Below are 24,522 nucleotides of genomic sequence, written 5' to 3'. Positions count from 1 at the left end.
CCCCCGAATCAAGGGCCATGATTCGGGTGACTTCCCTGATCCAAGCGGGATCATGCCCTACAGCGAGATGGACAAGGACTGCGCGCGGTGGTCGCTCATCCGCTCGGTGGGCATGAAGTCGTAGTCGTGGACCTTGACCCCGTGCGCCGTGAACGCCCAGTCCAGCCGCCACAGCGGCATCGGGAACGCGTTGACCGTGCTGCGCGACCGCCAGCTGTACGGGTACAGGTCGCGGTTGGCCCGCAGCGCGTCGTCGGCCACCGAGGTGATCCAGTGCATGTCCCCCATGGACGGTGAGGTGTTGAAATCACCCGCGAGGAGGACCGGGTTCCGGTTGGCGGCGATGTCGTCGTGCACGCCCTCGAACTGGTCGCGCCGCGCGGTGTCGGCGAACGCCACGTCCTTGAGGAAGTCGAGGGTCAGCAGCGAGTGCTCGCCCAGCTGCACCGGCATGTGCGTGTTGTAGATCGACAGGATCCGGTCGCCGACCTTCACGTCCGTGCGCAGCACCTTGACGTTCGTGTAGACGTCGGTCCAGTCCTCGACCGGCAGCCGGCCCCAGTCCGGCGCGACCGGCGGCGTGGCCACCACCGGCAGCCGCGACAGCGTGAGCAGCTCGCCGCGGGTGGTCACGGTGTAGCCCGGGAACACCTGCTTGAGCCGCAGCAGGTCGCCCGCCGACCGCGGGCCGGTCGGCAGGCACTGCGCGTTCATCGTGTTGTCCCAGAAGATGTACTCCTGCAACAGGTACACGTCGGCGTTCTGCGCCTTGAGGAAGTCGTAGAACTGGTCCGGGCTGTCGTACTGGTCCCAGTACTCGGTGTTCCAGGAGAAGATCTTCAGCGATCCGGCCGGTGCCGCGCCGTCGCCCCCGCCGAACACCGCGTGCGGGTTCAGCCCCGTGAGATTCGCGCTCAACAGGATCGCGGCCACCGCGAGCGTCAGCACGTACCTTCTCGCCGCCCGCAGCGTCACCCCCGCCACGATCAAGATCACACCCACCAGGAGGTACGCCGGCGGCGGCAGCAGGTCGAACAGCAGGAACAGGTAGGAAACCCCGCTGAAGACCAGATGAGCCACGAGGTACGCGACCCACAGCGCGGCGAACCACACGAAGAAGCGCGTACGCCGGTTCCAGCGCGCCTGGACCGGGGCGGCCGGCTCGGGTTCCGGCGTCTCGGTCGCCGGGACGTCTTGCAGAGACTGGGACATCGAAACAGCACCTCTCAGATGACGCCGTGCAGCAGGGCGTGCGCGAAACCGGGATAGCGGGCGGCGGCGAAGATGGCGACCAGCGGCACCATCCACAGCAGGGAGCTGGTGACCAGGACGCGGTCGCCGAACAGCGCCGCCGCCGGGTCGCCGCCGGTGTGCCGGATCAGCAGGTTCTGCAGGTAGCGGAACAGGCAGAACAGCGCGAACGGCGCCGAGACGAGCATGGCCGCGGTCGCGTACCCGCCGATGGGCGCCTCCGTACGCAGGTACAGCAGGAAGGCCACGCCGGTCAGCCCGGCGCTCAGCAGGATCAGGTAGTCGGCCAGCTGGACGGTGTAGCCGCGCAGGGCCGGCCGGTGCTCGGTGGTGGAGGCGAGGATCTCGGTACGCCGCTTGCCCAGGATGAGCAGCAGGCACAGGGCGAGCACGCTGACGGTCAGCCAGCCCGAGACGTGCGATCCGGCGGCGAGGTCCCCGATGACCAGCCGCAGCAGGAATCCGCCGGCGATGACGAACACGTCGACCATCGGCAGGTGCTTGAGCCACGTGCTGTACGCGAGGTTGAGCGCCACGTACGCCAGTGCCGGCCAGCCCAGCGTCAGCGGTTCGACGGCCAGCCCGCCGACGAGCAGCGCCCCGAGCAGGACCGCGTACGCCCAGGCGAGGCCGACGCCGACGCGTCCCGAGGCCAGCGGCCGGTGCCGTTTCACGGGATGCTCGGCGTCGCGGTGCCGGTCGGCGATGTCGTTCACGACGTAGACGAGGCTCGCCGCGATCGTGAAGACCAGCACCGCCCAGCCGATGCGCGTGAACGCCCGCGCCGACCAGTCCGGCGCGTCGAGCAGCGCCAGCGGGACGACGACCGCGTTCTTCGACCACTGCCGCGGGCGTACGAGGTTGATCAGATCGGCGAGGCGGCCCCGGCGAGGCGGATCGTCCGCGAGAGCGGGCGCCGGCGGGACGGCCGTCCTCGGCTGCGCCGGATCGGCGACGGTCATGGTGCGACTACCCCATTCCTAGAAGAAGAACTTCACGGCGGCGAGGGCGCCCTGCCGCCACGGGTCGCGGCTGGTCCGGCCGCCCGACGGGCGGGTCGCGGGCGCGAGGTCGCGCTGCGAGCGCCACCACTCGTAGCTCGCCAGGATCGCGTCCTGATTGGACAGCTTGGGTGCGAAACCGAAGCGCGACTTGGCTTTCTCGACGCTCACATAGGAGTCGGCCTGCAACTTCGACAGCAGGCGGCCGTAGACCGGCGACAGCTTCGTGCGCTCCAGCCCGCGCAGCAGGGCCAGCGCCGGGCGGGCCGGCAGGCTGACGACGCGCTTGCCGTGCCCGGCCGCGTCCAGCACCGATTGGAGGTCCTCGCGGAACGTGCCGAACCGTTCGGCGCCCACGTTGTAGGTGTCCACGAAGACGTCGTCGGGCGCGTTGAGCACCGTCACGACGGCGTCCACGAGGTCGGACAGGGCGAACATCTGGATGCGTACGTCGCCCTTGCCGAGGACGGGGAAATTGCGGCCCTCGTCGGCCCACTCGAAGAGCATCGCGAACAGGCCCATCCGGCCCGGCCCGAGGAACGTCTTGGGCCGCAGCATCCCCACCGCCAGCCCGTCCGCGCGGTGCCGCTCGGCGATCTCCTCGGCCGCCGCCTTCGCCCGGCTGTACGCGTCGACCGGCTCGCGCGGGTACGCCTCCGTCGTCGGCACCACGGACGGCAGGCCGTACACGGCCGTCGAGGAGACGTGCAGGATCCGGGGTACGCCGGCCGCGCGTACGGCGTCGAAGACGGAGGTCGTGCCGCCGACGATGATCGAGGAGATCTCCGCCTCGGGATAGCTCGGCAGGGCCGACGCGGTGTGGACGACGAGGTCCACGCCCCGGAACGCGGCGGTCATCGCGGCGGTGTCCCGCACGTCGGCGACCGTCCACTCCAGAGACTCCTCCGGAGAACCGGGACGGAGGTCGATGCCGCGTACCGAGCAGCCGTCGGCGAGCAGGCGGGTGACCAGGCGTGAGCCGAGCATCCCGGCCGCGCCCGTGACCGCGACCGTCCTCACCACAGCGTGCTCACCTTCTCGGCGACGAACCGCGTCACGAGCTTCGTCAGCCCCTGGGCGAGCACGGCGTCGAGGGCGTCGAGGGCGTACTGGACCTCGTCGCGGCCGACGATCAGCGGCGGGCCGAAGATCAGCGGGTTGAGCCCGTTGAGGGTGTAGTACGTGTAGAGCGCGTGGTCGCGGTAGAGCGCGTTGATGACCGAGCTGGTCACGAGCTTCGCCTTGAAGCGCGGGTCCTTGGCCAGGCCGCCGGGCGCGAACTTCGTGACGAGGTCCAGCACCTTCGGGCCGCCGTCGATGAAGACGCCCCACATCGCGCCGTCGCCCTGCACGTCGCCGATGGCCTCGGGATACTTGGCCCGCAACGCCCGCAGCCCGGTGCCCAGCTGCTCGCCGATCGCGCGCGCCCGGGCCGGGAAGTCCTCCTCCATGACCACGGCGATCGCCTCGACCGCGGTCGCGCACTCCTCGCCGAACCCGTAGTAGGTCGTGCTCGTGCTCGTCATCAGCGCGTCGTTCAGGTTGTCGTACGCCTTGCGGAACACCTTCTCCCGGGCCACGTACGCCGAGATCGACGACTTGCCGCCGCCGAACGTCTTCGACGTCGTGACCACGTCCGGGATCAGGCCCTCGTAGCGCATGAAGTAGAACAGCGAACCGGTCTTGCCCCAGCCGGAGTAGATCTCGTCGAACACCAGCACGATGTCGTGCTCGGTGCAGATCTCGCGTACGCCGCGCAGGAACTCCTCCGAGCACCACCGGATCGTCGAGGCGCTGAACGGTTCGATGAGAAGGGCGTACACGTCTCCGGCGTGGGCGGCGACGAGTCGGCGTACGGAATCGAGATCGCCGTAGGCGAAGGAGGCGATGCCGGGGATGGTCGGGAACGCGAAGTGCGACTGCGCCCCGGCGGTGAGCCCGCCGGAGCCGAGCAGCTTGCCGTGGAAGCTGATGTCGGCGCGCAGGATCGTGTTGCGCTTCCCGCCGTGGTACTTGTACGCGAGCTTGACCGCGCCCTCGACGGCCTCCGCCCCGGAGTTGGGGAAGAACGAGAGGTTGAGGTCGCCGGGCAGGACCGCGGCGAGGTTGTGCCCGAGGGCCGCGACGTAGGGCGAGAAGTAGGTCTTGTGCACCTCCATCCGCTGCTGCTCGGCGAAGCGCCGGCGGGCGGCCAGGACGCGCGGGTGGTTGTGGCCGTGGGACAGGACGCCGACGCCGCCGGTGAAGTCGAGCACCTTGCGCCCGCCGCGCTCGTAGATGTACGCGCCCTCGGCCCGCTCGGCGAGTTCCCGGCCGAAGCCGAACGAGGTCATCAGCGAGACCTGGCTCTTGTTGACATACTTGCGGTAGAGGTCGTGGACCTGCTCGACGCTGAGCTTGTCGCACTCCTCCAGCGTGATCAGCTGGGGCTGGGTCATCGCATGGTGGGTCATCGCATGCTGGGTCATCGATAGACTCCCGTCAGAAGTTTTTCGTACGCGTCCACGCACGGCGTCACGCCGTAGAGCTGCCAGGCCAGGGCGGCGCGCTCGGCCCGGTGGTCGGGCGGCAGCTCGCGCAGCTTCTGGATCGCCGCGAGGATGGCGTCGGGGTTCTCCGGCGGGATGAGCTCGCCGAACCCCGTCTGCTGGATGGGGACGCGGCCGCCCCACACCTCCGCCGTGATCGACGGGACCCCCGCGATCATCGCCTCGGCCTGCACGATGCCGAACGACTCGTACACGCTGGGCAGGGCGAACAGGTCGATCGAGGAATAGAAGTCGTCGATGTCCGTCCCCGAGAGCAGCCCGAGGATCCGGATCCGGCCGTCCCCGTCGGCGGCCGCGCGTACGCGGTCGATGCAGCTGCCGCCGGCCACCGCCAGGTAGTCCCCGGCGAGCAGCAGCCGGGCGTCGGTGTCGGGCAGCCGCCGGAACGCCTCGACGAGGTATTCGATCCCCTTCTCCTCGACGATGCGGCCCATGAACCCGATGTGCAGCCCGTCCGTCTCCCGGTAGCCGGGCTTGCCGCCGCTGCGGTCGACGCACGGTGCCGGGATCGGCACGTAGCCCTGCTTGTCCAGGGTCGGCCGGATCCGTGAGTGGTCGGCCTGGTCGACGCTGTTCACCACGACCGCGGCCGACCGCCGGATCGCCATCTGCGCCGACAGGTCGGTCGCTTTGGCGGCCGCCGAGTTCACGAACCCCTTCGGCAGCCACAGGTCCAGGTGGTAGGTCGTGACGATCGGCGTACGGCCGGCCAGGCGGGCGATCAACCCGGCCTCCAGCATCGGCGCGTGCAGATGCACCACTCTGGACTCCCGGGCGAGCTTCGCGGCCAGCCGCGGGAACGCCGGGCTCAGCACGCCCCGGCTGATCCGCAGGCCCACCGGGCAGCGGAACACGTCCACGCCGGCCCGCCGCTCCCGCAGCGGCAGCGCGGTGTCGTGCTGGGCACAGACCACCGCGACCTTGTGGCCGCGCCCGGCCAGCCCCTCCGCGACCAGCCTGGCTGCCTCGGTCAGCCCGCTCACATAGGGCGCGTAGTAGTTCAGAACGACGGTCACGTCATACCGCATGCGCTGTCTCCTTAGTAGACAGTTTCGAAGTGCCCAGAACAGCGAGCGACGTCGTCAGCTCCGCGAGCACGCAGACGATCCGGCTCGCCACCGCCGCCGCGGCCGCCGTCGCGGGCGGCAGCACCGTCGCGAGCGCGCCGACGATCGCCACTTCGCGTACACCCCAGCCGTCGGGCACGATCAGCACGAGGCTTCCGGCCACCGTCGCCAGAGCGAAGGCGCCCGCACTGGGCAGGGCAGCCCGGGCCGGTTCCGCGCCGAGCGCCACGGCGACGGCCCACAGGTGTACGCCGGACGCGAGCCACGAGATCACCGCGGTGAGCACGCCTGCCCGCACAGCGCTACCGGGCAGCGGTTCGACGGGCTTGCCCACCCGCCGGGCGACCCAGCCGACGGGCGCGGTGAGCAGCGCCGGCCAGAGCAGCAGCACGAGGAGCACCGCGACGGGCGCGGCCAGCGCGTAGGTGAGCGGGGCGGCCAGCAGCCCGACGACGAACCCGGTCAGCGTGGTGATCCCGAGACTCATCAGGTACGCCGTCGTCATCCGGGCCGCGTCCATCCCGAGTGGACGGCCGAGCTCGATGTGCGTGACGACGCCCCACACCCGGCCCGGCAGGTACTTGCTCAACTGGCCGAGGAAGAAGATGCGCCCGGCGGCCAGGGCGGGGATCCGGCGGCCGAGCAGCGCCCGCCACGACAGCATCCCGAGCCACAGGCCGACTGCGTTGGCCACCAACGCCAGCAGCGCCAGGGGCAGCGCTCGCGGCCGGGCCAGCGCGGCCGACAGCACCGCACGGTCGTGGCGGACGAGCAGCACGACGGCCACCGCGGCCGCGACGACCATTCCGGTGGCCACCGCGACGCGTACACCTCGAAGGCGGAGCAGACCCACGACGGCGCCGGCCACCAGGGCGACATGGGTGAGCAGGTGCAGGCAGAGGAAGTAGAGGAGGAACGGGATTCCCTTGCGGCGGGCCACGAAGCTCAGCAGCCCCGGGTCGGCGGCGGTGAAGAGCGCGAGGAATCCGGCGGCCGCGACCAGCGACCAGGGCGACAGGAGCGAGAGCCCGAGCGCGACGAGCATCAGGCCGACCGCGAGAATCCCGAGTGGACGGTTGGCGGTGAGCGACGTGCGGCCGGACCGGCGGGCGGCGAAGAGCGTCTCCCCCAGCAGCAGCGACCGGCGGAACTGCTCCCGCAGCATCGGCCACAGGCGGTGCTCCTCGTCGTGGCGCGCGGAGATCCGGTCGGTGAGCAGGATGCGGTGGCGCGGCGCGAGGCGCTCGCTGTATTCGAGGTCCTCGCTGTCGCGCAGCTCTGGCTTGAACGGGCCGACCTCGTCGAAGACGTGGCGCGGCATGGCGGCCTGGGCGAAGAAGGCGGTCGGCACCTCGCCGGCCCCGCGCTTGCGCCAGAAGTACGCGTGCAGCGTCTTGTACCACTCGACCGGACCGTCGTCGATGAGCGGCTCGGGCGCGATCACCCCGTGCACGACGCCGTAGCCGCCCGCCAGGAGTTCGAGGGCGTTGGCGATCGAGTGCTCCGCCAGGGCTTCGTCGGAGTCGAGAAAGAAGAGCACCTCGCCGGAGCTGGCCGCGACCCCGGCGTTACGGGCGACGGACACGCCGCCGTTGACGGGCAGGCGCACGACGGTCGCGCCGAGGGAGGCGGCGAGGTCGGCCGTGCCGTCGGTACTCGCATCGTCGACCACGATGACCTCGTCAGGGGTACGGGTCTGGCGGGCGACCGAGTCGAGACACAGCGGCAGGGTGCGTACGCGGTTGTAGGCGGGGATCACGACGGACACGCGAGGCATGCGGGGAGTGGACGACGCCGCGCTATGGTCCCGATATCAACCGCCCGACCAGCCCGGCTCTCCCACCCCTCAACCCGCTCAGCGCGGCAGGCGTACGCCGAGGTTGAGGCGTACGGCGGTGCGGTAGATCTCGACGGCGAGCGCGTCCGCCCCGAGGCCGCCGTCATCGGGGTCGACCACCCGCAGTCCCTCGTCGGGCGACTCGTCCAGCACGTCGGACAGGCGCAGCTTCCCGCCCGCCGCCAGCACCACGGCGTCCGGGGAGAGCGTCGCGAACGGCGGTGTGCCGACGATCAGATTCGCCCCGTAGACCGCTTCTTCGGCGTCCGCGACCGCGCTCACGCGTACGCCGAACCGCCGGGCCGCCTCCAGCACGGGCAGGCCGGGCATGACCCCGTACACGCTCAGGTGCACGAGGCCGGGCAGGGCGTGCAGCAGGGCCTCGACCGTCTCCGGGGTCGCGCCGAGGACGGCGGCCGTGACGGGCAGCCCCCGCAGCAGGTGCGCGGCGAGCGCGGCGGCGGTGGCCGCGACCCGCAGCCCGGCCAGGTACGCCGAGGAGATGAGGCACACGTCGAGCCAGAGCCACCGGTCGACCAGGACGGTGAGCCGGGGGTCGCCGGGGACGGCGGAGACGACCGGGGTCGCCATCGAGTGCGGGACGCCCCGGCGGTGGGCGGCGACGACGACCGCGGCGGGGTCGAGGTGCCGGCAGGCCTGGCGGGTCGCGCGCTCGTCGAGGTAAAGGATCGTATCGGTGTTCATCGGACTCGACGGTGATGCTCGTCGATGCTTTTCTCCCGTCGCCATCGTCCGCGCGCCCGGATGCCGGCGACGGATGCATAGCGGATCGATGGGCGACTCATAGTAGCTCCCCGAACGCTCTCTGAAGCGATCAGCAGGACGAGCAGGGATGAGCAGGAGGAACCCGAATGAGCAACCGAGCACCCGCCCGGGAGACCCACTGGGGGGCAGCGTGAAGACCAAACTGTTCCTTGCCGTGAGCCTGGCCGGCGTGATGGTCGCGGCGTCCGGCTGCGTGACGACCAAGACCGAGAACGCCGGCGACCAGAAGACGATCCGCGTGTGGCTGATGGAGGACTCCGCTCCCGACCAGGTCATCGCGGACCTGGACAAGGAGTTCGAGGCGACCCACTCCGGTTACAAGGTGCGCTACGAGATCCAGAAGTGGGCCGGCATCCAGACCACCCTGAGCGCCGCGCTGAGCAGTGGCAACCCGCCGGACGTCATCGAGACCGGCAGCACGCAGACGGTCAGCTTCGCCCGCGGCGGCGGCCTGCTCGACCTGACCGGCAAGAAGGCCGAGCTCGGCGGCGACCACTGGCTGCCGGGCCTGGTCGACTCGGGGGTGTGGGAGAACAAGCAGTTCGGCATCCCGTTCTTCGCCTCCAACCGGGTCGTCGTGTACCGCAAGGACATGTTCGAGCGGGCGGGTGTGACGCCGCCGAAGACCCAGGCCGAATGGGTGCAGGTGTCGCAGAAGCTGAAGAACGCGTACGCGGGTGATCCGAAGTTCCAGGCGCTGCTCCTGCCCGGCACGTTCTGGTACGCGTTGTGCGGCTTCATCTGGGACCGCGGCGGCCAGCTGGCGACGGACGACGGCGGCAGCTGGAAGGGTGCCCTGGACTCCCCGCAGTCGGTCGACGCGATGCGCTACTTCCAGACCATGTTCAAGTTCTCCAAGCTCGCCCCGGACTCCGACGAGGACGTGCCGCGCAGCTCGGACGTGTTCGCCCAGGGCGACACCGCGCAGATGGTCTCGCTGCCGCTCTACTACCACGAGGCGATCACCAAGAACCCGTCGCTCGACGGCAAGCTCGGCGTCTTCCCGATCCCCGGGCTGACCGCCGACAAGCCCGGCTCGGTCTTCGTCGGCGGCTCCAACCTGTCCATCCCGGTCCGCAGCAAGCACGCCGACCTGGCGTACGAGTACATCAAGATGCTGACCGGCGACAAGTACCAGACCAAGCTCGTGCAGTACCCCAACAACTGGTACGTGCCGGACAAGACCACGCTCGCCCCGGCGGTCGCCAACGACCCGGTCATGACCGTGGTCTCGCAGGCGGCCGCGTTCGGCCGGTCCATGCCCGTCGACCCGCGCTGGGCCGCCGTCGAGAACGAGCCCAACGTCATCCGCCGCTACATGACCCAGGTGCTCTCCGGCGGCGACCTCGCGACGCTCGCCCGTCAGGCCAGCGACGAGATCACCCGCCGGATGAACGCCGCCGGCGCCGTGGGCGGCTGACGACCGGGCCGGGCCCCGGCGGGTCGGGGCCCGGCCCCCCACTTACGGCTGCACCAGACCCAGTTCATAAGCGAAGATCACCAGTTGTACGCGATCCCGCGCGCCCAGTTTGGACAGCAACCGGGCGACGTGGGCCTTCGCCGTCGCGACGCTGATGAACAGCCGTGCCGCGATCTCGGTGTTGGACAGCCCCTGGCCGACCAGCGTCAGCACCTCGCGTTCGCGTTCGGTGACCCCGTCCGCCATCGGCCGGGCGGCGGCCGGCACCACGGCGGGCCGGCCGGCGAACTCGGAGATCAGCCGCCGGGTCACGCTCGGCGCGATGAGCGCGTCGCCGCCCGCGACCACCCGGATCGCACCGAGGATCTCCTCCAGGGCCATGTCCTTGACGAGGAAGCCGCTCGCCCCCGCCCGCAGCGCGCCGTAGACGTAGTCGTCGTCGTCGAACGTCGTCAGGATCAGTACGCGCGCCGCGCCGCTCGCCGTGATCAGCCGGGTCGCCTCGATCCCGTCCATGCCGGGCATCCGGATGTCCATGACGACGACGTCCGGGCGCAGGTCGGCGGTGAGGCGTACGGCCTCGGCACCGGAGGCGGCCTCGCCGGCGACGTCCATCCCCTCGGTGCCCTCGATCAGGACGCGCAGCGCCGACCGGATCAGCGGCTGATCGTCCACAAGCATCACCCGGACACTCATGATGCCGTCACCAGACTCAACGGGATCCTCGCGAAAACGCGGAATCCCTTGCCGTCGCGGGGGCCGGCCTCGATCTCGCCGCCGAGCAGGGCCACCCGTTCGCGCATGCCGGCCAGGCCGAACCCGCTGCCTTCCGGCTGGCCGCCGCAGCCGTCGTCGACGATCTCGACGGTCAGGGCGTCCCCGCCGTAGGCCAGGGCGACCCGCGCCTCGGCGACGCCCGCGTGGCGTACGACGTTGGTCAGGGCCTCCTGCACGATCCGGTACGCCGACAGGTCGATGTCCCCCGGCACCGCGACCGCCTCGCCGGACCGCACGACGGACACGCGTACGCCGGCCCGCTCGGTCTGCTCGGCGAGCCGGTCGAGATCGGCCAGGCCGGGCAGTGGATCGAGGGAGGCGCTGCCGTCGGCCTGCCGGAGCGTGCCGAGCGTACGCCGCAGTCCGGCCAGCGTCTGGCGGCTCGTCGCCTCGATGACGTCGAGCGCGTCGCGGGCCGCGTCCGGGCGGGTGTCGATGACCCGGCGCCCCACCCCGGCCTGGATGGCGATGATGCCGATGCTGTGCGCCACCATGTCGTGCACCTCGCGGGCGATGCGCTGGCGCTCCTCGGCCATCGTCCGCTCGGCCGCCCGGGCCCGGTCGTGCTCGGCCTGGGCCCGGCGCTGGCGGATCTGGCTGCCGATCGTCCAGGCGATGAGGAGCGCGAAGAAGGCGTCGACGGCGAGGTTGACCGTGTCCATCGTCCAGATCGGACGGATGAACACGATGGCCAGCTGCACACCGAGCACCGAGACCGCGAAGACGACGGAGCTCACGCGCGGCCGGCGTACGGCGAGGTAGACGATGGCGAGGTCGATCACGATGAAGGTGATGTACCGCAGGTCGCGCAGGTACCCGGCCTGCCAGCCGCGCAGGCTGAACGCGAACCACGCGGTGACCAGCAACATGATCGTCAGGGCGGTCTTCGGGAACCGGCGCAGCAGCAGGGCGGGCGCGACCACGCCCGCCACCGGCCACACGTAGCGGTCGACGTTGACGGGCATGACGACGGTCGTCCAGAGGGCGGCGAGGGCCGCCACGGCCGCCACGATGATCACCATTGCCCGCCCACTGGGCCTCGGTCGCGGTTCTTCCACGCCGCCGATCGTAGCCATACCGCCGCGATCAGGGCATTCTCCCGTGGGCGTACGCCCGCCGGCGGATGCTTCTCGGCCGCGCTTCCGGCATCGTGCCTACGGTGATCGAGATGACCGCGCTGACGAAGCGCTACCGCGAGACCACGGCGGTCGACGACCTCACCTGCACCGTGCGGCCCGGCCGGGTCACGGGGTTCCTCGGCCCGAACGGCGCCGGCAAGTCGACGACGCTGCGCATGGTCCTCGGCCTGGCCACGCCGAGCTCCGGCACGGTGACGGTCGGCGGCCGGCCGTTCCGGGCCCACGCGCGCGGCCTGCACCACGTCGGCGCCCTGCTCGACGCCGCCGACGTGCACGGCGGCCGGTCGGCGCGCTCGCATCTGCGGGCGCTGGCCGCGAGCAACCGCATCGGGCGTACGCGGGTGGACGAGGTGCTCGCCGAGGTGGGCCTGACCAGCGCGGCCGGCCGGATGATCGGGCGCTTCTCGCTCGGCATGCGCCAGCGCCTGGGCATCGCGACCGCGCTGCTGGGCGATCCGCCGGTGCTGCTGTTCGACGAGCCGTTCAACGGCCTCGACCCCGAAGGCGTCCAGTGGGTACGCACGATGTTCCGGACCCTGGCCGCCGAGGGGCGTACGGTCTTCGTCTCCAGTCACCTGATGAGCGAGATGGAGAACACCGCCGACCATCTGGTCGTCATCGGCCGGGGGCGGCTGCTCGCCGACGAGAGTCTGGCCGACTTCGCCCGGCGCGGCGGCACCTCGGTCCTCGTCCGTACGCCCGACGCCGCCCGATTCGCCGCTCTCCTGCCGGAGCCGCCCGCGATCGACGGCGACACCCTGACCGTGCGCGGCCTCGGCGCCGACGAGCTCGGCGAGCTGGCCTTCACCCACGGCGTACGCCTGCACGAGCTGACGCCCCGCCACGCGTCCCTGGAGGAGTCCTTCATGCGCCTGACGGCCGACCGTACCGAGTTCGCCGCCGGGGGTGCCCGGTGAAGGCGCGCTTCCGCGATCTCGTCGTCGCCGAGTGGATCAGGTTCTGGTCGCTGCGCTCGACACGCTGGGGCCTGCTCGTCTGCACGGTCCTCATCCTGTACGTGAACATCTCGGCCGCGTTCTGGGATGAAACTTTCTTCGACCGGCTTCCCGTCGAGGAGCAGCGGCACTTCTACGCGCTCGGCGACGCGTTCCAGAACAACGCGTACCTGTTCATGATCTTCGCGATGAGCACGATGGGCGCGCTGTCGATCGTCGGCGAGCTGAGCTCCGGCCTGATCCGCACGACCTTCGCCGCCGTGCCGGACCGCCGGGCGGTGCTGCTCGCCAAGGCCGCCGTGGTCGGGGCCGTGTTCACCCTCGTCGGCGCGTTCATCGCGCTGACCTCGTTCTTCGTCACCCAGGCCATCCTCGCCGACCGGCACGTCGGACTCTCGATCACCGATCCCGGCGTACCCCGGGCGGTGCTCGCGGCCGTCCTGCTCGCGCCGGTCTGCGCCCTGACCGGGCTGGGCATCGGCACGGTTCTGCGGCACCCGGCGACGACGGCGGTCTTCCTCGGCGTACTCCTGTTGCTCGTGCCGCAGTTCACCCGCGACGACAAGTTGTGGAAGGCGGACATCCGGCACACGATGATCGTGAGCGCCTGGCAGCGGCTCGCGGACATCTGGCCGGCGGTGACACGCCCGGGCGTCTTCTATCCCCCGACGCTTCTCGGCTCCTGGGTCGTGTACGCCGCGTGGCCGATCGCGGCGCTCGCGCTCGCTCTGATCACCTTGCGTCGACGCGACGTCTGAGCCCGCACCCACAGGCGAAACCGGGGCAGAAATCGGCCAAGTGTGATCTGCAAGGAAACTTTATGGATTGCTTGACCCCCGCGTGCGGCTTAGTAGGCTATCGGACGAACGTCGGGGAGGTACGGCACGAACAGCGCTGCCAGCTCAGGTTCATTACTGCAAATATTTCAACCTGTCCAACGGCGGACCACCCACGTCCGCTCCCCCGACCGCGCGTGGGCCACCGGCCAGCTATGGGGGGCGACACATATGGAGCTGCGGATCCTAGGGCCGTTGACCGCGCGCGTGAACGACCGGACCGTCGCCCTGGGCGGCCCTCGCAACCAGGCGGTACTCGCCCTGCTGGCGCTCGAACCGCACCGGGCGGTCCCGGTCGAGCGGCTCGTCGACGCCGTGTGGGACGACGACCCGCCCGCGACCGCGCGAGCCCAGCTCCAGATGTGCATCTCCCTGTTGCGGCGGGCCTTCGCCGCCTGCGGGGCCGCCGACGTCATCGAGACCCGCGCGCCCGGCTACCTCCTGCGGGTCGGGCCGGGCGGGCTCGACGCGGACGTCTTCGCCGAGCACGTCGCCGCGGCCAAGAACCTCGGCGCCCAGGGGCGTACGGCGGAGGCGGCCGCGGAACTCCGCCGGGCGCTGGCCCTGTGGCGGGGTCCAGCGCTGGCCGGGCTCACCGGCCGGCTCGTGCAGGCCGGCGCGCGCGCCCTCAACGACCGGCGGCTGACCGTCACCGAGGAGCGCATCAACCTCGACCTCGCCCTCGGCCGGCACGACGATCTCATCGGCGAGCTGATGGCCCTCATCGAGGAATACCCGCTGCGCGAGCGGCTGTACGCGCACCTCATGCTCGCCCTCTACCGCTCCGGACGGCAGAGCGAGGCGCTGCAGGCGTACCGGCGGGCGCGCCGGACCCTCTCCGACGAGCTGGGCCTCGAACCGGGCGCGGAACTGCGCCGGCTCGAACACGCGATCCTCGTCGGCTCCACCGAACTCGCCGGGTACGCCGCTCCCCCGCGCCCTGCCCCGCCCGCCCGCGCGCCCATGCCGCACCAGTTGCCGGCCGACGTACCCGGATTCGTGGGGCGTACCGACAGCCTGCTGCAGATCCGCCGAGCCCTGTGCGGGGAGGCTGCGCGCGGCGTACCGGTGGTGACCATCCACGGGCCGGGCGGCATCGGCAAGACCGCACTGGCCGTGCACGCGGCGCACGCCCTGGCCGAGCAGTTCCCCGACGGCCAGCTGTACGCCGGCCTCGGTGGCAGCGGACCGCGTCCGCACCCGCCCGCGGAGATCCTCGGCCGGTTCCTGCGCGCCCTGTGCGGCAGCGAGGCGGCCGTCCCGACCGGCGCCGACGAGCGCGCCGAGATGTACCGCAGCCGGCTGGCCGACCGCCGCGTCCTCATCGTGCTCGACGACGCCGCGAGCGAGGCCCAGGTCCGCCCGCTGCTGCCGGGCACCGACTCCAGCGCCGTCCTGCTCACCAGCCGGGCCCGGCTCACCGGCGTGGACGCGGCCGACCGGGTGGACCTCGGTGTCCTCGACGCGGCCGGCAGCCTCGCCCTGCTCGCCGACGCCGCGGGCGCCGAGCGCGTCGCGGCCGACCCCGACCAGGCCCTCGCCATCGCCGACCTCTGCGGCCGGCTCCCCCTGGCCCTGCGCATCGCGGGCGCCCGGCTCGCCGCCCGTCCACACTGGACGCTCACCAGGCTCGCCGGCCGGCTGCGCGACGAGACCCGCCGGCTCGACGAGCTCGAGCACGGCGAGATGGGCGTACGCGCCAGCATGACGATCACCTACGACATGCTGGCCCCGGCCGAACGGCGGCTGCTGCGCCGGCTGACCCTGCTGGAGGCGCCCGACTGCGCGCCCTGGGCCGCCGCCGCGCTGCTGGACGTCGGCCCCGAGGAGGCCGAGGAGATCTGCGAGCGGCTGGTCGAAGCGCAGATGCTGACCGCGGTCACCCGCCCGTCCGCGACGACCGTCCGCTATGGACACCCCGAGCTGGTACGCGTCTTCGCCCGCGAGCGCCTCGCCCAGGAGGAGACGCCGCAGCAGGCCGAGGCCGCCCAGCAACGCCTGTTCGGGGCCATGCTGAGCCTGGCCGAGACCGCGCACCGGGCCGAGTACGGCGGCGACTTCACGATCCTGCACGGCTCCGCCGCCCGCTGGCCGGTCCCCGGCGGCCTCGCCGACGACGTCCGGGCCGACCCGCTCGGCTGGCTCGCGGCCGAACGAGCCACCCTGCACGCCGCCGTACGCCAGACCGCCGCCCTCGGCTGGGACGAGCTCTGCTGGGACCTGGCCCTGACGTCGGTCACGTTGTTCGAGGCCCGCTCCTACCACCGGGCGTGGCGCGAGACGGCCCAGACGGCCCTGGACTGCTGCACCGCCACCGCCAACGTACGCGGCCAGGCGGCCATGCTCGCCACCCTCGGCGCGGTCGAGCTCTTCGAAAGCCGCACCGACGACGCGGAATCCCTGCTGCACCAGGCGCTGGACCTGTTCACCGCCTGCGCCGACGGGCACGGCCGGGCGCTGGTGCTGCGCAATCTCGCGTACCTGGACCGGATCAAGGGCCGCACCCGTCAGGCCCGGGCCCGGTACGACGAGGCGCTGGCCGGTCTGCAGCAGGCCGGCGACCTGATCGGGCAGGCCCACGTCCTGGTCAACGTGGCCGGCCTGCTGCTGGCGGACAACCACGTCGAGGACGCGCGCGACCTGCTCGGCGAGGCCCTCTCCCTGTGCCGCAGCGTGGGCAGCCGCCGCGTCGAGGCCCAGGTGCTGCACCGGATGGGCGAGGTGTGCCTCACCCGCTCCGAGTACACCGAGGCCGGCGAGATGTTCACCTCCGCCCTGCGGATCGTCCGGCACTGCGGCGACCGGGTCGGCGAGGCGTACGCGCTGCTCGGACTCGGCCGCGTCGAGCACGCCGAGAACCGTCCGGACCAGGCCGGCCGGTGCTATGCGGCGGCGCTGGGGCTGGCTCGGCGTACCGGCGAGAAGTTCGTCGCCGCGCGGGCCCTGCAGGCGCTCGGCGAGCTCGACCTCGACCGCCGCCGCGGAGAGATGGGCGCGGAGCGGCTGGCCGCAGCGGGCGAGCTCTTCGCGGAGATCCCCGCGGGCGCCTGGCAGGAGAAGGTACGCGAGCGCCTGGCGGACACGATGCCCTATTAGTGCCGGCGGTCGTTATCAGTGCTGGTGGTCGTGGCCGCGGTGGACCGGGCCGTGCGAGTCGGCGCAGTGGTCGCCGGAGGGGATCTGCAGCAGTTCCTCACCGACGTGGTCCACCTGGAGCGTCGTGTGCGTGAGGTCGTAGTCCCTGGCCAGGACCTCCTGCAGCTGCACCCGCACGGCGTGGCAGTCCGCCGCCGGCTGCACCAGCACGTGCGCGGACAACGCGGGCTGCTGCGACGTGATCACCCATACGTGCAGGTCGTGCACCTCGACCACGTCCGGCTGGCGGAGCAGGTCGTCGCCGATATGATCGGGGTCGATCCCGGCCGGCGCCGCCTCCAGCAGGATCCGCCCGGAGTCGCGCAGCAACCCGAGCCCCGCCTTCACCATGAGCACCACCACGACCAGGGACGCCAGCGCGTCCGCCCGGCTGAACCCGGTGAGCAGCATGATCGCGCCGGCGACCGCGGTGGCGATGAAGGCATACAGATCGTTCAGAACATGCTGGAACGCGCCCTGGATGTTGAGACTCGCCCGGTTGGCCTTGCTCAACGCCCACGCGGCCGCCACATTGACCCCGATCCCGGCGATCGCCGTGACCAGCACCCACCCGCCGGCCACCTCGGGCGGGTTGAGCAGCCGCTTCACCGCCTCGTACGCCAGCCACGCCGCCAGCAGCAGCAGCGTCAACCCGTTGGCCTGGGCCGACAGAATCTCGGCGCGTTTCAGGCCATACGTATAGGTACCGCGAGCGGGTCGGGCCGCGAGGCGTACGGCGATGAGCGCCAGCACGATCGAGGCGGCGTCGGTGAGCATGTGGGCCGCGTCGGAGAGCAGCGCGAGCGAATGCGCGACCAGGCCGATGACGACCTCGACGGCCATGAACCCGAGGATCAGGGCAAGGGCGATCGACAGCCACCGGCGGTCGGCGTCGGCGTTCACGCCATGGGAGTGGCCGTGGGGCTCGCCATGGCCGTGGGCGTGCTCATGCTTGTCCATCGCAGCCCATGGTGGCGCGGAGGGGCGGGAAATGCCACTTGAACATGGCTTTCAAGTGCGGAAACTCTTCCGGCCATGTTCACCGTCGCGTGGGTCCATCTGAGCTGCATCGATCGTCCGCGACGATTGTCGTTGATGGTCGTCATTGGCCCTCTTTTGACGGCCCAATGACGGCCCTGACGGCCCGGCGACGGCCCGGGCCAGCACCGCGAGACCGCTTCCACCCTGGCGGCCCAGGGTTCCCCTCGGACTTGCTGTCGCCAACCGGCGCCGTCGTCGTATGGCATCCTCTCCGGCATGACTGGATCCGCCTGGAAAGGCGATGTCTGCCCTGAGTGCAGTGGGCCGTTGCGCCTGCTCGGTATGGTGCTGGGCCGCCGAGAAGACGATCAGCAGAGGACGTGCAAGACTCCGCTGCACTGCGAGCGATGCGATCGAACCTGGAGCAGATGGGCCGACCAGCCAGAGGTACCGCTGACCGAGGAGACAGTGCTCACCCCTGGGATGCTCTCGCCGGCCAGGAAGAGCCGCCGGCGTTGATCTGCAACGACACGTCCTTCCGTGTCAACGAACGATCACGGCGGTTTGACCTTGGGGAGCAACCGTGCCTGGCTCGGGAAATAGTCAGCCGCCGTTCACCAACGTCCGTCCGCGTACGCCGCGATTGTCACCCAGTTAGACACTCAGCCCGATTTCGGCAGGTCGAGCGGGGTGCCGCACCAGGGGCGGTACTTGATCTGGACGTATGACGACCCGCCGTCGTGAAGGATCAAACCGAACCGACCCTGTGCGTCCCGCCAGACCAGCCGGTCCGGGCAGTCGAATGGGTCAGGATGCAGGTCGCAGGATGTCTCGAAGTTCGATCGCATGGTGTCGCAGCAGTACGCCACGCGCGTAGCGTAGATCACCACAGGGGATTTGAGCACCATAGATATTGAGCTTCGCGAGATCGCCTCAAGCCGGACGCCTTGACGTCCGGAGCAGCTAGAACGCCGCCATCGCTTGTCATCACTTTGCAGCGGTTTCCGTGCCGAGTTGTGCCGAATCTGTGCCCGATGATCTCGACAGCACAGGTCCGGCCTACACGTCTAGTCGAACTTAGGTTCTTCGCCCCAGATGGCGGAGGCTGCCCGATTGGCCCTTCCACTCCCGCTACGTCCGGCGCGATGCGCACTGGCAGGACCAACACGACCAGCATTGGTTGATCGGTACACAACTCTGTCTCCAACAATGGTGCCCGCGTACTTGCCAGCCGGGGGTGTACACGTGGTCACCCCTGATCTTGCCGACATGCCTGCCGGAGCGGTCATACACAGCATCGCCATCGACTCGCAACGGCTCGCCGTTCTTCGTGTACAGGTAATCCACGTCGCCTCCTGGTGTAGCGCTGTGGACATAGTTTCCGGGGAGGGTCTGACAGATTCCGGCGTACAGGCCGACTCGTCCGCCGCCTTCCTGATCACGCCGATCCCCGGCCTTCTGAGCTGGCGATATTCGTAGTGTTGATGGTATTCGTAGTGTTGAGCCTAACGTAGACATGAGCTAGGCGGCAGCGTGCGTGGTCTGTGTATGCTTAACGACCAGCAGGTTACCGGACCAGTCAAGGCGGCCAATCAGATGCCTCTTAGACCCGCCAATGAGGATCTATGGATAACGGAAATTCGGGGCGTCCGAATTTACCTCGATGACGTCGAAAATATGGCGTCGGAGCTAGGCAAGTACGGCACGGCCGAAGTAACGGTTTCACATCGAGGGCGCCCCGATTCGATCTACGATTCAATCGACGACTTGATCGGGCGAAAAGACGTTTATGGCGTGAGCATGCGCGTCGAAAACCCTAAGGGCCAGCCGTGGGGATACACCGAGCTTGACCTCGGGATGACCGGCGTACGCGTACGTATGGCAGGTAAGACCATCGTGCCTCGGTCGATAGTTGAGCATTTCCTCAGCTCACTCGAACGCAGACGCTTCCGGCTACTTTCTCCCTTAATCGGTAACTATGCAGAAATAGTGACGGACAAGCGCTTGTCGAAGCTCGCCCGCACTGATCAGCGCCGCCACGATTTGAAGCTTGCCCTCATTTCCGGGGTAATAGGTGCAGCCATAGGCGCAGTCGCAACAATCATTGGTGCCGTAATTGCGAAATAGCCTCTAGGCAATCGGTGAATGCGGACTGTAAATCCGTCGCGAAAGCTACGAAGGTTCGAACCCTTCACCCGCCACCAATAGCACAAAGACGGCCTCCGACCTGGACAAACAGGCAGAGGCCGTCGCCGTTTCCCGGTCCGGTTGAGTCCGGTCAAGTCCGGCTCTCAACGGCCGTTCACGGGAACATAGCGGGAACACAATCTGCTGGCCGCGCCGTCGCGGGACGCGACACCGACACGGCCTTCGGGTTGATCGACAGCCGTACGGTGATCGAATGATCATCCTGGTACCGGAGCAGGCACCCGTGCCGCCCGCACCGCCCATGTCCAAGAACGCACGACGGCGGCTGCTCGTAGCAGTATTGATCTTCCTGAGCATCCTGACCGCGTGCGTTGCGGTGCCGGTTGTTGGCGCCGTCGCCTGGCTGGCTCGGATCACGGTCGACGCTGGCAAAGGCGAAGCCTGCTCCACCTGCGCGGCAGGGGTTTACCTAGACGCGCTGCAAGACGGGCACCCGGGGGATGCGTGGCGTGTACTGGGCGGGTCACACCGGGACGAACTGCTACAGCAGCTAGACCAGCTCAACGCCGAGGTGGGCAGGTCGGCCGGCGGCCGCCCGTTCGAGATCGCACCGGTGACCGCTGTACCGATGACCGACAAGATCACCGACCCGTCGGCCACCCTGCAACTACGGATAGAGGTCACCTGGCAGACCGAGGGTCACGGCACCACCTTCAACACCAGCCTCATCGAAACACCCTGGGTCTTCCACATCGTCAACGAAGGCTCGGGCGGCTGGCGCATCCACGAACTGCGTAACGCTCGATGGTGCGAGCCGATCCGCTGCAAGCCGTAGGCGGTATGCAGGCGGCCTGCCAGGCCGCTCAACACCTCGCTCAGCGATGTAACGCCACGCCCAGCGATGCAATGCCACGCAATGCGTTGCAAACTGAGTTCACGCTGGCATACGCTTTGTCTTATGACTACGATTACGTTCCGTACTGACGACGCGGTGGATGAAGCGCTCGCCAGCCTGGAGGACGGACGTGACCGTTCCCAGGTGATCCGTGATGCGATCTTGACCGCCGCACGCGTACGTACAGCGGAACGGCTCCGCGCTGAAGCTGTGGCGCTGGCCGAAGACGAAGACGACCGAGCGGAAGCACGAGCAGTGCTGGAAGACATGGAGGGCCTTCGTGCGTGGTGACGTGCACGAGCTACCGGCGCCCCGGGGCGCTCGTGGTCATGAGCAGCGAGGCAACCGGTACGCCGTAGTCGTCCAGTCCGATCACCTCCCACTGTCGACATGGCTGGTCGCCCCGACGTCGACGAGCGCCCGCCCGGCGTCCTTCCGTCCAGAGATCGAGTTGCTCGGCAAGACAACGCTGGTGCTCGTCGAGCAGACAGCCGCGGTTGATCCGGAGCGCCTCGGCCGCCTCGTCGGCCATCTGAGCGCCCGCGAGATCTCCAACGTGAACCAAGCGCTCCGCACAGTCCTGGACCTGTAGCGACTCTCTGCCGTCAAGGATTCCTTGCCCCCGTCGCGCGCCGGTGGCCCACTCAGGTGTCCCGTCGCTGTCGGCCCGCCCACCGGGGAGCGGGCTTCTCCTTGGGCGCATAGGTGGAGCGCCCCACCGGACGAACGACCTATGCGCCCAAGGAGAAGTCTGCTCAGCTCGCTCGGGCCGGCAGTGACGGGACCAGTCCCACCAAGCCACACCACCACTCCACCCGGCAGTCGCCCGACTTCCTCTGCCTCCTGTTGCAGGAAGCGCCCCTGCCAGAGGCGCGCCTCAAAGCGTAAAGTGGCTCTGTCGCTCATCGCGTGTCCTCGGCCGTCAGTTCGGTGTGTAGAGCAGTCGACAGCTCATCTTGTTCTCGGACCCCGCGGCCGATCCATCAACCAGATTGGTTGAAGATGATCGACAAGGTCACCTGCTTCTGGGGTGCGGTCGGGGCGGTCCTGTGCCAGGTTGCATATAGCCTGCCATGGATCATTATCGCCGTCCGTGCCCCCAAAGAGAACTTGGTCGAGATCGCACGAGCGTTGAAGCGCTCGCCGATCTCGGACAAGAAGCAGATCAGGTAACCAGCAGCTCGGCGCCGGAACGCTGCGAACTCTTACGTTCCGGCGCCGAGCCATGCCTGTGCACGCCAGCCGCCGGGCCGGTCGCCGCGACGCCGAAGGCATAGCGGCGATCCGTGCCCGAGCGAGCAGGCGTGCGCGCCGCGAAGCGGCGCCTTGAAAACGTATAGAAAGTTCTCACAAGGCTGATCAGCCTCAGAGGATCGTGACTCCGTCGTGGAGGCGCACTGGTACGTCGGTCGCCTGGATGGCGTCGATGGCGCGGATGGCGTACACCTGGGGCATCTTGGCGCGGATCTCTTCCTCGGTCCACCATTCGACGGCCTGGGACTCGTCGGTCGTGGTTGGCTGGCCTGATACGTATCGGGCGCGGAAGACCAACGCGACAACGCCGACCTTGATGTTCTTGTAGACGCCGGTCAGGCGTACGGGCTCGACGTGGACGCCGGTCTCTTCGAGGACTTCGCGCTTCATGCCGTCCGGGATGGACTCCTCCAGTTCCAGGACTCCGCCGGGCAGCTCCCACCGGCCGTTGTCGCGTCGCTGGATGACGAGGACCCGGTCCTGGTCGTCGACGACGACACCGGTCACGCTGACGGAGTGGCGGGGCAAAGTCATGGCTGGTCCTCCGTGATGAGCAGGACGGCGGCTGTCGCGTCGTCGTGGAGCTTCCCTTCGACCTGTCCGGTGGCGGCCAGGTTGTCTTCGGCTGTGCGTACGCGCCGGATGAGTTCGGCCGGCCCTTCGTCGGCCAGGAGCTTCAGCAGGCCGGGCCAGTCGAGGATGTTGAGACTGTCGACGGCGCACGAGGCTCCATCGGTGAGGAGTGCGACGCGTCGGGTCTCGGAGGTCGGCAGGCTTCCCGTGATCGCGTGATGTGCTGCTTCTGGGTCAGCCGCGGCGATCCAGTAGCCGCCGTCGCGATTGGTGTACGCCCACTTGCCCGGTGTGTAGCCGCGGTTGGCAGCAACGGACTGAGCGGCCGTCGGGTCACTCGGCGTGTGCCGCAACACGTTGATGATGCGATGGAACCGATCATCCGTCACGGCCACGACCTCGCCGGAGACCTCGTAGACCAGGGTCGTGTCACACAACACCAGGTAGTCGATTCGTTCGGCGTTCGCCCGGACGAGACACACGGTGGCGGCAGGCGTATTCGGCCGAGCCAGATCGCATTGCGGGTGATCGGTACGGACGTCGGCAATCGCTGCCGCGAGAAGGTCCGGTAAGTCAGCGCTCGGACAGGCGGTGTGCTGCTCAGTTAGCCGGGCGACGAGGCGGCCGACGTACCAGGCAGCGCCGTGCACGCAGCCGGAGTCCATACCGGCGGGCTGAGTCACGCCGTCGAGCACCCCGACGAGGTTGCCCGCGCGGAAGACCGCGTCTTCGTTCGCGCTCCGGTCTGGTGCCTTCTCGGTCGCTAGGCGTACCTCGATCACTGGCCGCTCTCCTGCGGGTCGTCCCACGTGTATCGCAGTGTCCAGAGGTGGCCGGGCATGACGTGGATCGTCACGCTGACCGGGCGGTCGTCGGCGGCGTACGCAACATGGGTGATCTCGAAGATCGGAGCCGAGGCCTCGATTTCCAGGCGGTCTCGCTCGATGTCGTAGGGCATCCGGACGTTCACGTCTTCGCTGAAGCGGACCGGGCCGACGCCGAGATCGGCGAGCCTCGCGTACGACCCGCCCTTGCCGACCTCGGCAGCAGTCAGCGGGCCGTCCTTGGTCAGAGCCCATGAGTAGTACGAGTCTGCGAGCTGAGTCGGCTCGTCGTTGGCGAACAGCCGGCGGCTGCGGATCAGAACGTCGCGTTCGCCCAGGATCTCTGCGACGGCGGCAGGTGCCTCGACTCGGCCGATGTGCAGGTACTCGGTCCGGGATTGCAGATTGAGCTTGGAGATCTCGACCTGGCCGGCGCCTGTTCCTTGGTTGCGGGCGGCGAACCGTGCGACCGCATCGCGGTTCAACTTGGGCAGGCTACGGACGAACGTCCCAGCGCCGCGCCGGACTTTGACCTGGCCGCTGGCCCGCAGGAGGGTGACCGCCTTGTTGACGGTGACGCGCGAGACGTCCAGCTCTCGCGATAGCTCCGGCTCGCTGGGCAGCAGGGTTCCCGGCGCGTAGGTGCCGTCCTGGATGCGCTCTTGCAGCAGATCGGCGATCTGCTGGTACTGCGATTTGCCCGGTTTGATCACGGTCACGCTGCTCACCTGCTTGTACGACGTCTGACAGGGACAGCTTAGGTGCGTGAGCCGCCTGATGCATCTCAGCTTGTAAGACATCTTGCATCTACGTTTGGCTCGACGTAGCATGTCTTACATCTAAATCGACGCGCAGCTAAGCGCGAGATCACCGGGAGGACGAGGTCATGGAGAGCTTCAAGATCGACACGCGGGGTGTGGAGTACGAGGTGGCGAAGTCGCCGGTTCCGCGTCTGGGTCGGAATAACGCTCCGCGTACGGATCGGGAGACCGGGTGGACGCAGTTCGTGGTGGAGCTGGTCGCGTACCGGGGTGAGAACGAGGGTGCCGAGACGCTCGCGGTGACGTTGGCGTCGCCGTCGCTGCCGGTTCTG

24 protein-coding genes are annotated in these 24,522 nt (G+C 69.3%); 10 read left to right on the top strand and 14 right to left on the bottom strand.

Annotated features, from left to right (window positions below):
• Positions 1–57: 57 nt before the first annotated feature.
• The 7 genes from G401_RS48980 to G401_RS0127980 all read right to left on the bottom strand — a co-directional run bounded on the left by G401_RS48980 (position 58) and on the right by G401_RS0127980 (position 8,410).
• Entirely contained in the window at positions 58–1,212 is a 1,155-nt protein-coding gene (locus tag G401_RS48980) for an endonuclease/exonuclease/phosphatase family protein (protein ID WP_051367258.1), read from the bottom strand.
• A 14-nt stretch (positions 1,213–1,226) separates the two neighbouring features.
• Positions 1,227–2,213: a UbiA prenyltransferase family protein gene (locus G401_RS48975; RefSeq protein ID WP_064741873.1), complete on the bottom strand. Its 987-nt coding sequence runs from the start codon at positions 2,211–2,213 to the stop codon at positions 1,227–1,229.
• A gap of 18 nt (positions 2,214–2,231) precedes the next feature.
• The gene (locus G401_RS0128000) at positions 2,232–3,275 is read right to left on the bottom strand and encodes an NAD-dependent epimerase/dehydratase family protein (RefSeq protein WP_027345075.1); all 1,044 of its coding nucleotides are present in this window, start codon (positions 3,273–3,275) and stop codon (positions 2,232–2,234) included.
• A complete protein-coding gene (locus G401_RS0127995; protein ID WP_211240867.1) occupies positions 3,269–4,585 on the bottom strand; it encodes an aspartate aminotransferase family protein in 1,317 nt (438 codons plus the stop codon). Before G401_RS0127995 ends, G401_RS0128000 begins: the two co-directional genes overlap by 7 nt.
• 131 nt (positions 4,586–4,716) lie before the next feature.
• The gene (locus G401_RS0127990) at positions 4,717–5,829 is read right to left on the bottom strand and encodes a glycosyltransferase family 4 protein (protein WP_027345073.1); all 1,113 of its coding nucleotides are present in this window, start codon (positions 5,827–5,829) and stop codon (positions 4,717–4,719) included.
• The gene (locus G401_RS53445) at positions 5,819–7,645 is read right to left on the bottom strand and encodes a glycosyltransferase (RefSeq protein ID WP_084557688.1); all 1,827 of its coding nucleotides are present in this window, start codon (positions 7,643–7,645) and stop codon (positions 5,819–5,821) included. The genes G401_RS0127990 and G401_RS53445 overlap by 11 nt, the downstream gene beginning before the upstream one ends.
• Before the next feature lie 78 nt (positions 7,646–7,723).
• Complete coding sequence (locus tag G401_RS0127980) at positions 7,724–8,410, bottom strand: hypothetical protein (RefSeq protein WP_027345072.1); 687 nt, start codon at positions 8,408–8,410, stop codon at positions 7,724–7,726.
• Between the two features lie 211 nt (positions 8,411–8,621).
• On the opposite strand from G401_RS0127980, the gene G401_RS48960 reads away from it, so the two are divergent.
• On the top strand, positions 8,622–9,911 hold the full coding sequence (locus G401_RS48960; protein ID WP_034593374.1) for an extracellular solute-binding protein: 1,290 nt from the start codon (positions 8,622–8,624) through the stop codon (positions 9,909–9,911).
• 42 nt (positions 9,912–9,953) lie between these two features.
• Here G401_RS48960 and G401_RS0127970 read toward each other — a convergent pair whose 3' ends face one another.
• Positions 9,954–10,607, bottom strand: a complete 654-nt coding sequence (locus tag G401_RS0127970) for a response regulator (RefSeq protein WP_027345071.1) — start codon at positions 10,605–10,607, stop codon at positions 9,954–9,956.
• Positions 10,604–11,710: a sensor histidine kinase gene (locus G401_RS48955; RefSeq protein ID WP_051367256.1), complete on the bottom strand. Its 1,107-nt coding sequence runs from the start codon at positions 11,708–11,710 to the stop codon at positions 10,604–10,606. The genes G401_RS0127970 and G401_RS48955 overlap by 4 nt, the downstream gene beginning before the upstream one ends.
• Positions 11,711–11,811: 101 nt before the next feature.
• On the opposite strand from G401_RS48955, the gene G401_RS0127960 reads away from it, so the two are divergent.
• From G401_RS0127960 to G401_RS0127950, 3 genes are all read left to right on the top strand, one after another.
• Complete coding sequence (locus G401_RS0127960; RefSeq protein ID WP_051367255.1) at positions 11,812–12,744, top strand: ABC transporter ATP-binding protein; 933 nt, start codon at positions 11,812–11,814, stop codon at positions 12,742–12,744.
• Entirely contained in the window at positions 12,741–13,541 is an 801-nt protein-coding gene (locus G401_RS0127955) for an ABC transporter permease (protein WP_027345069.1), read from the top strand. The genes G401_RS0127960 and G401_RS0127955 overlap by 4 nt, the downstream gene beginning before the upstream one ends.
• A gap of 273 nt (positions 13,542–13,814) precedes the next feature.
• Positions 13,815–16,715 carry an AfsR/SARP family transcriptional regulator gene (locus G401_RS0127950; RefSeq protein ID WP_051367254.1) on the top strand — a complete coding sequence of 967 codons (2,901 nt, stop codon included), beginning with the start codon at positions 13,815–13,817 and terminating at the stop codon, positions 16,713–16,715.
• 15 nt (positions 16,716–16,730) lie between these two features.
• Here the strand turns inward: G401_RS0127950 and G401_RS0127945 are convergent, their stop codons facing one another.
• Positions 16,731–17,714, bottom strand: a complete 984-nt coding sequence (locus tag G401_RS0127945) for a cation diffusion facilitator family transporter (protein WP_027345067.1) — start codon at positions 17,712–17,714, stop codon at positions 16,731–16,733.
• A gap of 683 nt (positions 17,715–18,397) precedes the next feature.
• Complete coding sequence (locus tag G401_RS0127940; protein ID WP_245601868.1) at positions 18,398–18,643, bottom strand: DUF6980 family protein; 246 nt, start codon at positions 18,641–18,643, stop codon at positions 18,398–18,400.
• 640 nt (positions 18,644–19,283) lie between these two features.
• Here G401_RS0127940 and G401_RS56230 point away from each other — a divergent pair.
• The 5 genes from G401_RS56230 (at position 19,284) to G401_RS56220 (ending at position 21,951) form a co-directional block, all read left to right on the top strand.
• Positions 19,284–19,862 carry a hypothetical protein gene (locus G401_RS56230; RefSeq protein ID WP_157546458.1) on the top strand — a complete coding sequence of 193 codons (579 nt, stop codon included), beginning with the start codon at positions 19,284–19,286 and terminating at the stop codon, positions 19,860–19,862.
• A gap of 274 nt (positions 19,863–20,136) precedes the next feature.
• Positions 20,137–20,718, top strand: coding sequence for a hypothetical protein (locus tag G401_RS56225; RefSeq protein WP_157546455.1), 582 nt, complete (start codon positions 20,137–20,139; stop codon positions 20,716–20,718).
• A 123-nt stretch (positions 20,719–20,841) separates the two neighbouring features.
• Complete coding sequence (locus G401_RS55085) at positions 20,842–21,069, top strand: hypothetical protein (RefSeq protein ID WP_084557685.1); 228 nt, start codon at positions 20,842–20,844, stop codon at positions 21,067–21,069.
• Positions 21,059–21,370 carry a type II toxin-antitoxin system PemK/MazF family toxin gene (locus tag G401_RS0127925; protein ID WP_027345063.1) on the top strand — a complete coding sequence of 104 codons (312 nt, stop codon included), beginning with the start codon at positions 21,059–21,061 and terminating at the stop codon, positions 21,368–21,370. Before G401_RS55085 ends, G401_RS0127925 begins: the two co-directional genes overlap by 11 nt.
• Before the next feature lie 410 nt (positions 21,371–21,780).
• Positions 21,781–21,951 carry a hypothetical protein gene (locus tag G401_RS56220; RefSeq protein ID WP_157546449.1) on the top strand — a complete coding sequence of 57 codons (171 nt, stop codon included), beginning with the start codon at positions 21,781–21,783 and terminating at the stop codon, positions 21,949–21,951.
• A 192-nt stretch (positions 21,952–22,143) separates the two neighbouring features.
• Here the strand turns inward: G401_RS56220 and G401_RS0127915 are convergent, their stop codons facing one another.
• Genes G401_RS0127915 through G401_RS0127905 form a run of 3 tightly spaced genes read right to left on the bottom strand, consistent with a single transcriptional unit; the run spans position 22,144 to position 24,157 of the window.
• The gene (locus G401_RS0127915) at positions 22,144–22,566 is read right to left on the bottom strand and encodes an NUDIX hydrolase (RefSeq protein WP_027345062.1); all 423 of its coding nucleotides are present in this window, start codon (positions 22,564–22,566) and stop codon (positions 22,144–22,146) included.
• On the bottom strand, positions 22,563–23,387 hold the full coding sequence (locus G401_RS48950; RefSeq protein WP_051367253.1) for a protein phosphatase 2C domain-containing protein: 825 nt from the start codon (positions 23,385–23,387) through the stop codon (positions 22,563–22,565). Before G401_RS48950 ends, G401_RS0127915 begins: the two co-directional genes overlap by 4 nt.
• On the bottom strand, positions 23,384–24,157 hold the full coding sequence (locus tag G401_RS0127905; RefSeq protein ID WP_169734263.1) for a GntR family transcriptional regulator: 774 nt from the start codon (positions 24,155–24,157) through the stop codon (positions 23,384–23,386). Before G401_RS0127905 ends, G401_RS48950 begins: the two co-directional genes overlap by 4 nt.
• Positions 24,158–24,315: 158 nt before the next feature.
• On the opposite strand from G401_RS0127905, the gene G401_RS0127900 reads away from it, so the two are divergent.
• Positions 24,316–24,522 (top strand): hypothetical protein (locus G401_RS0127900; RefSeq protein ID WP_027345060.1); only part of this gene is annotated, 207 nt, incomplete at its 3' end.

The organism is Hamadaea tsunoensis DSM 44101, from assembly GCF_000428945.1.
Lineage (GTDB): Bacteria > Actinomycetota > Actinomycetes > Mycobacteriales > Micromonosporaceae > Hamadaea > Hamadaea tsunoensis.
This window is presented reverse-complemented; position numbering and strand designations above follow the sequence as displayed.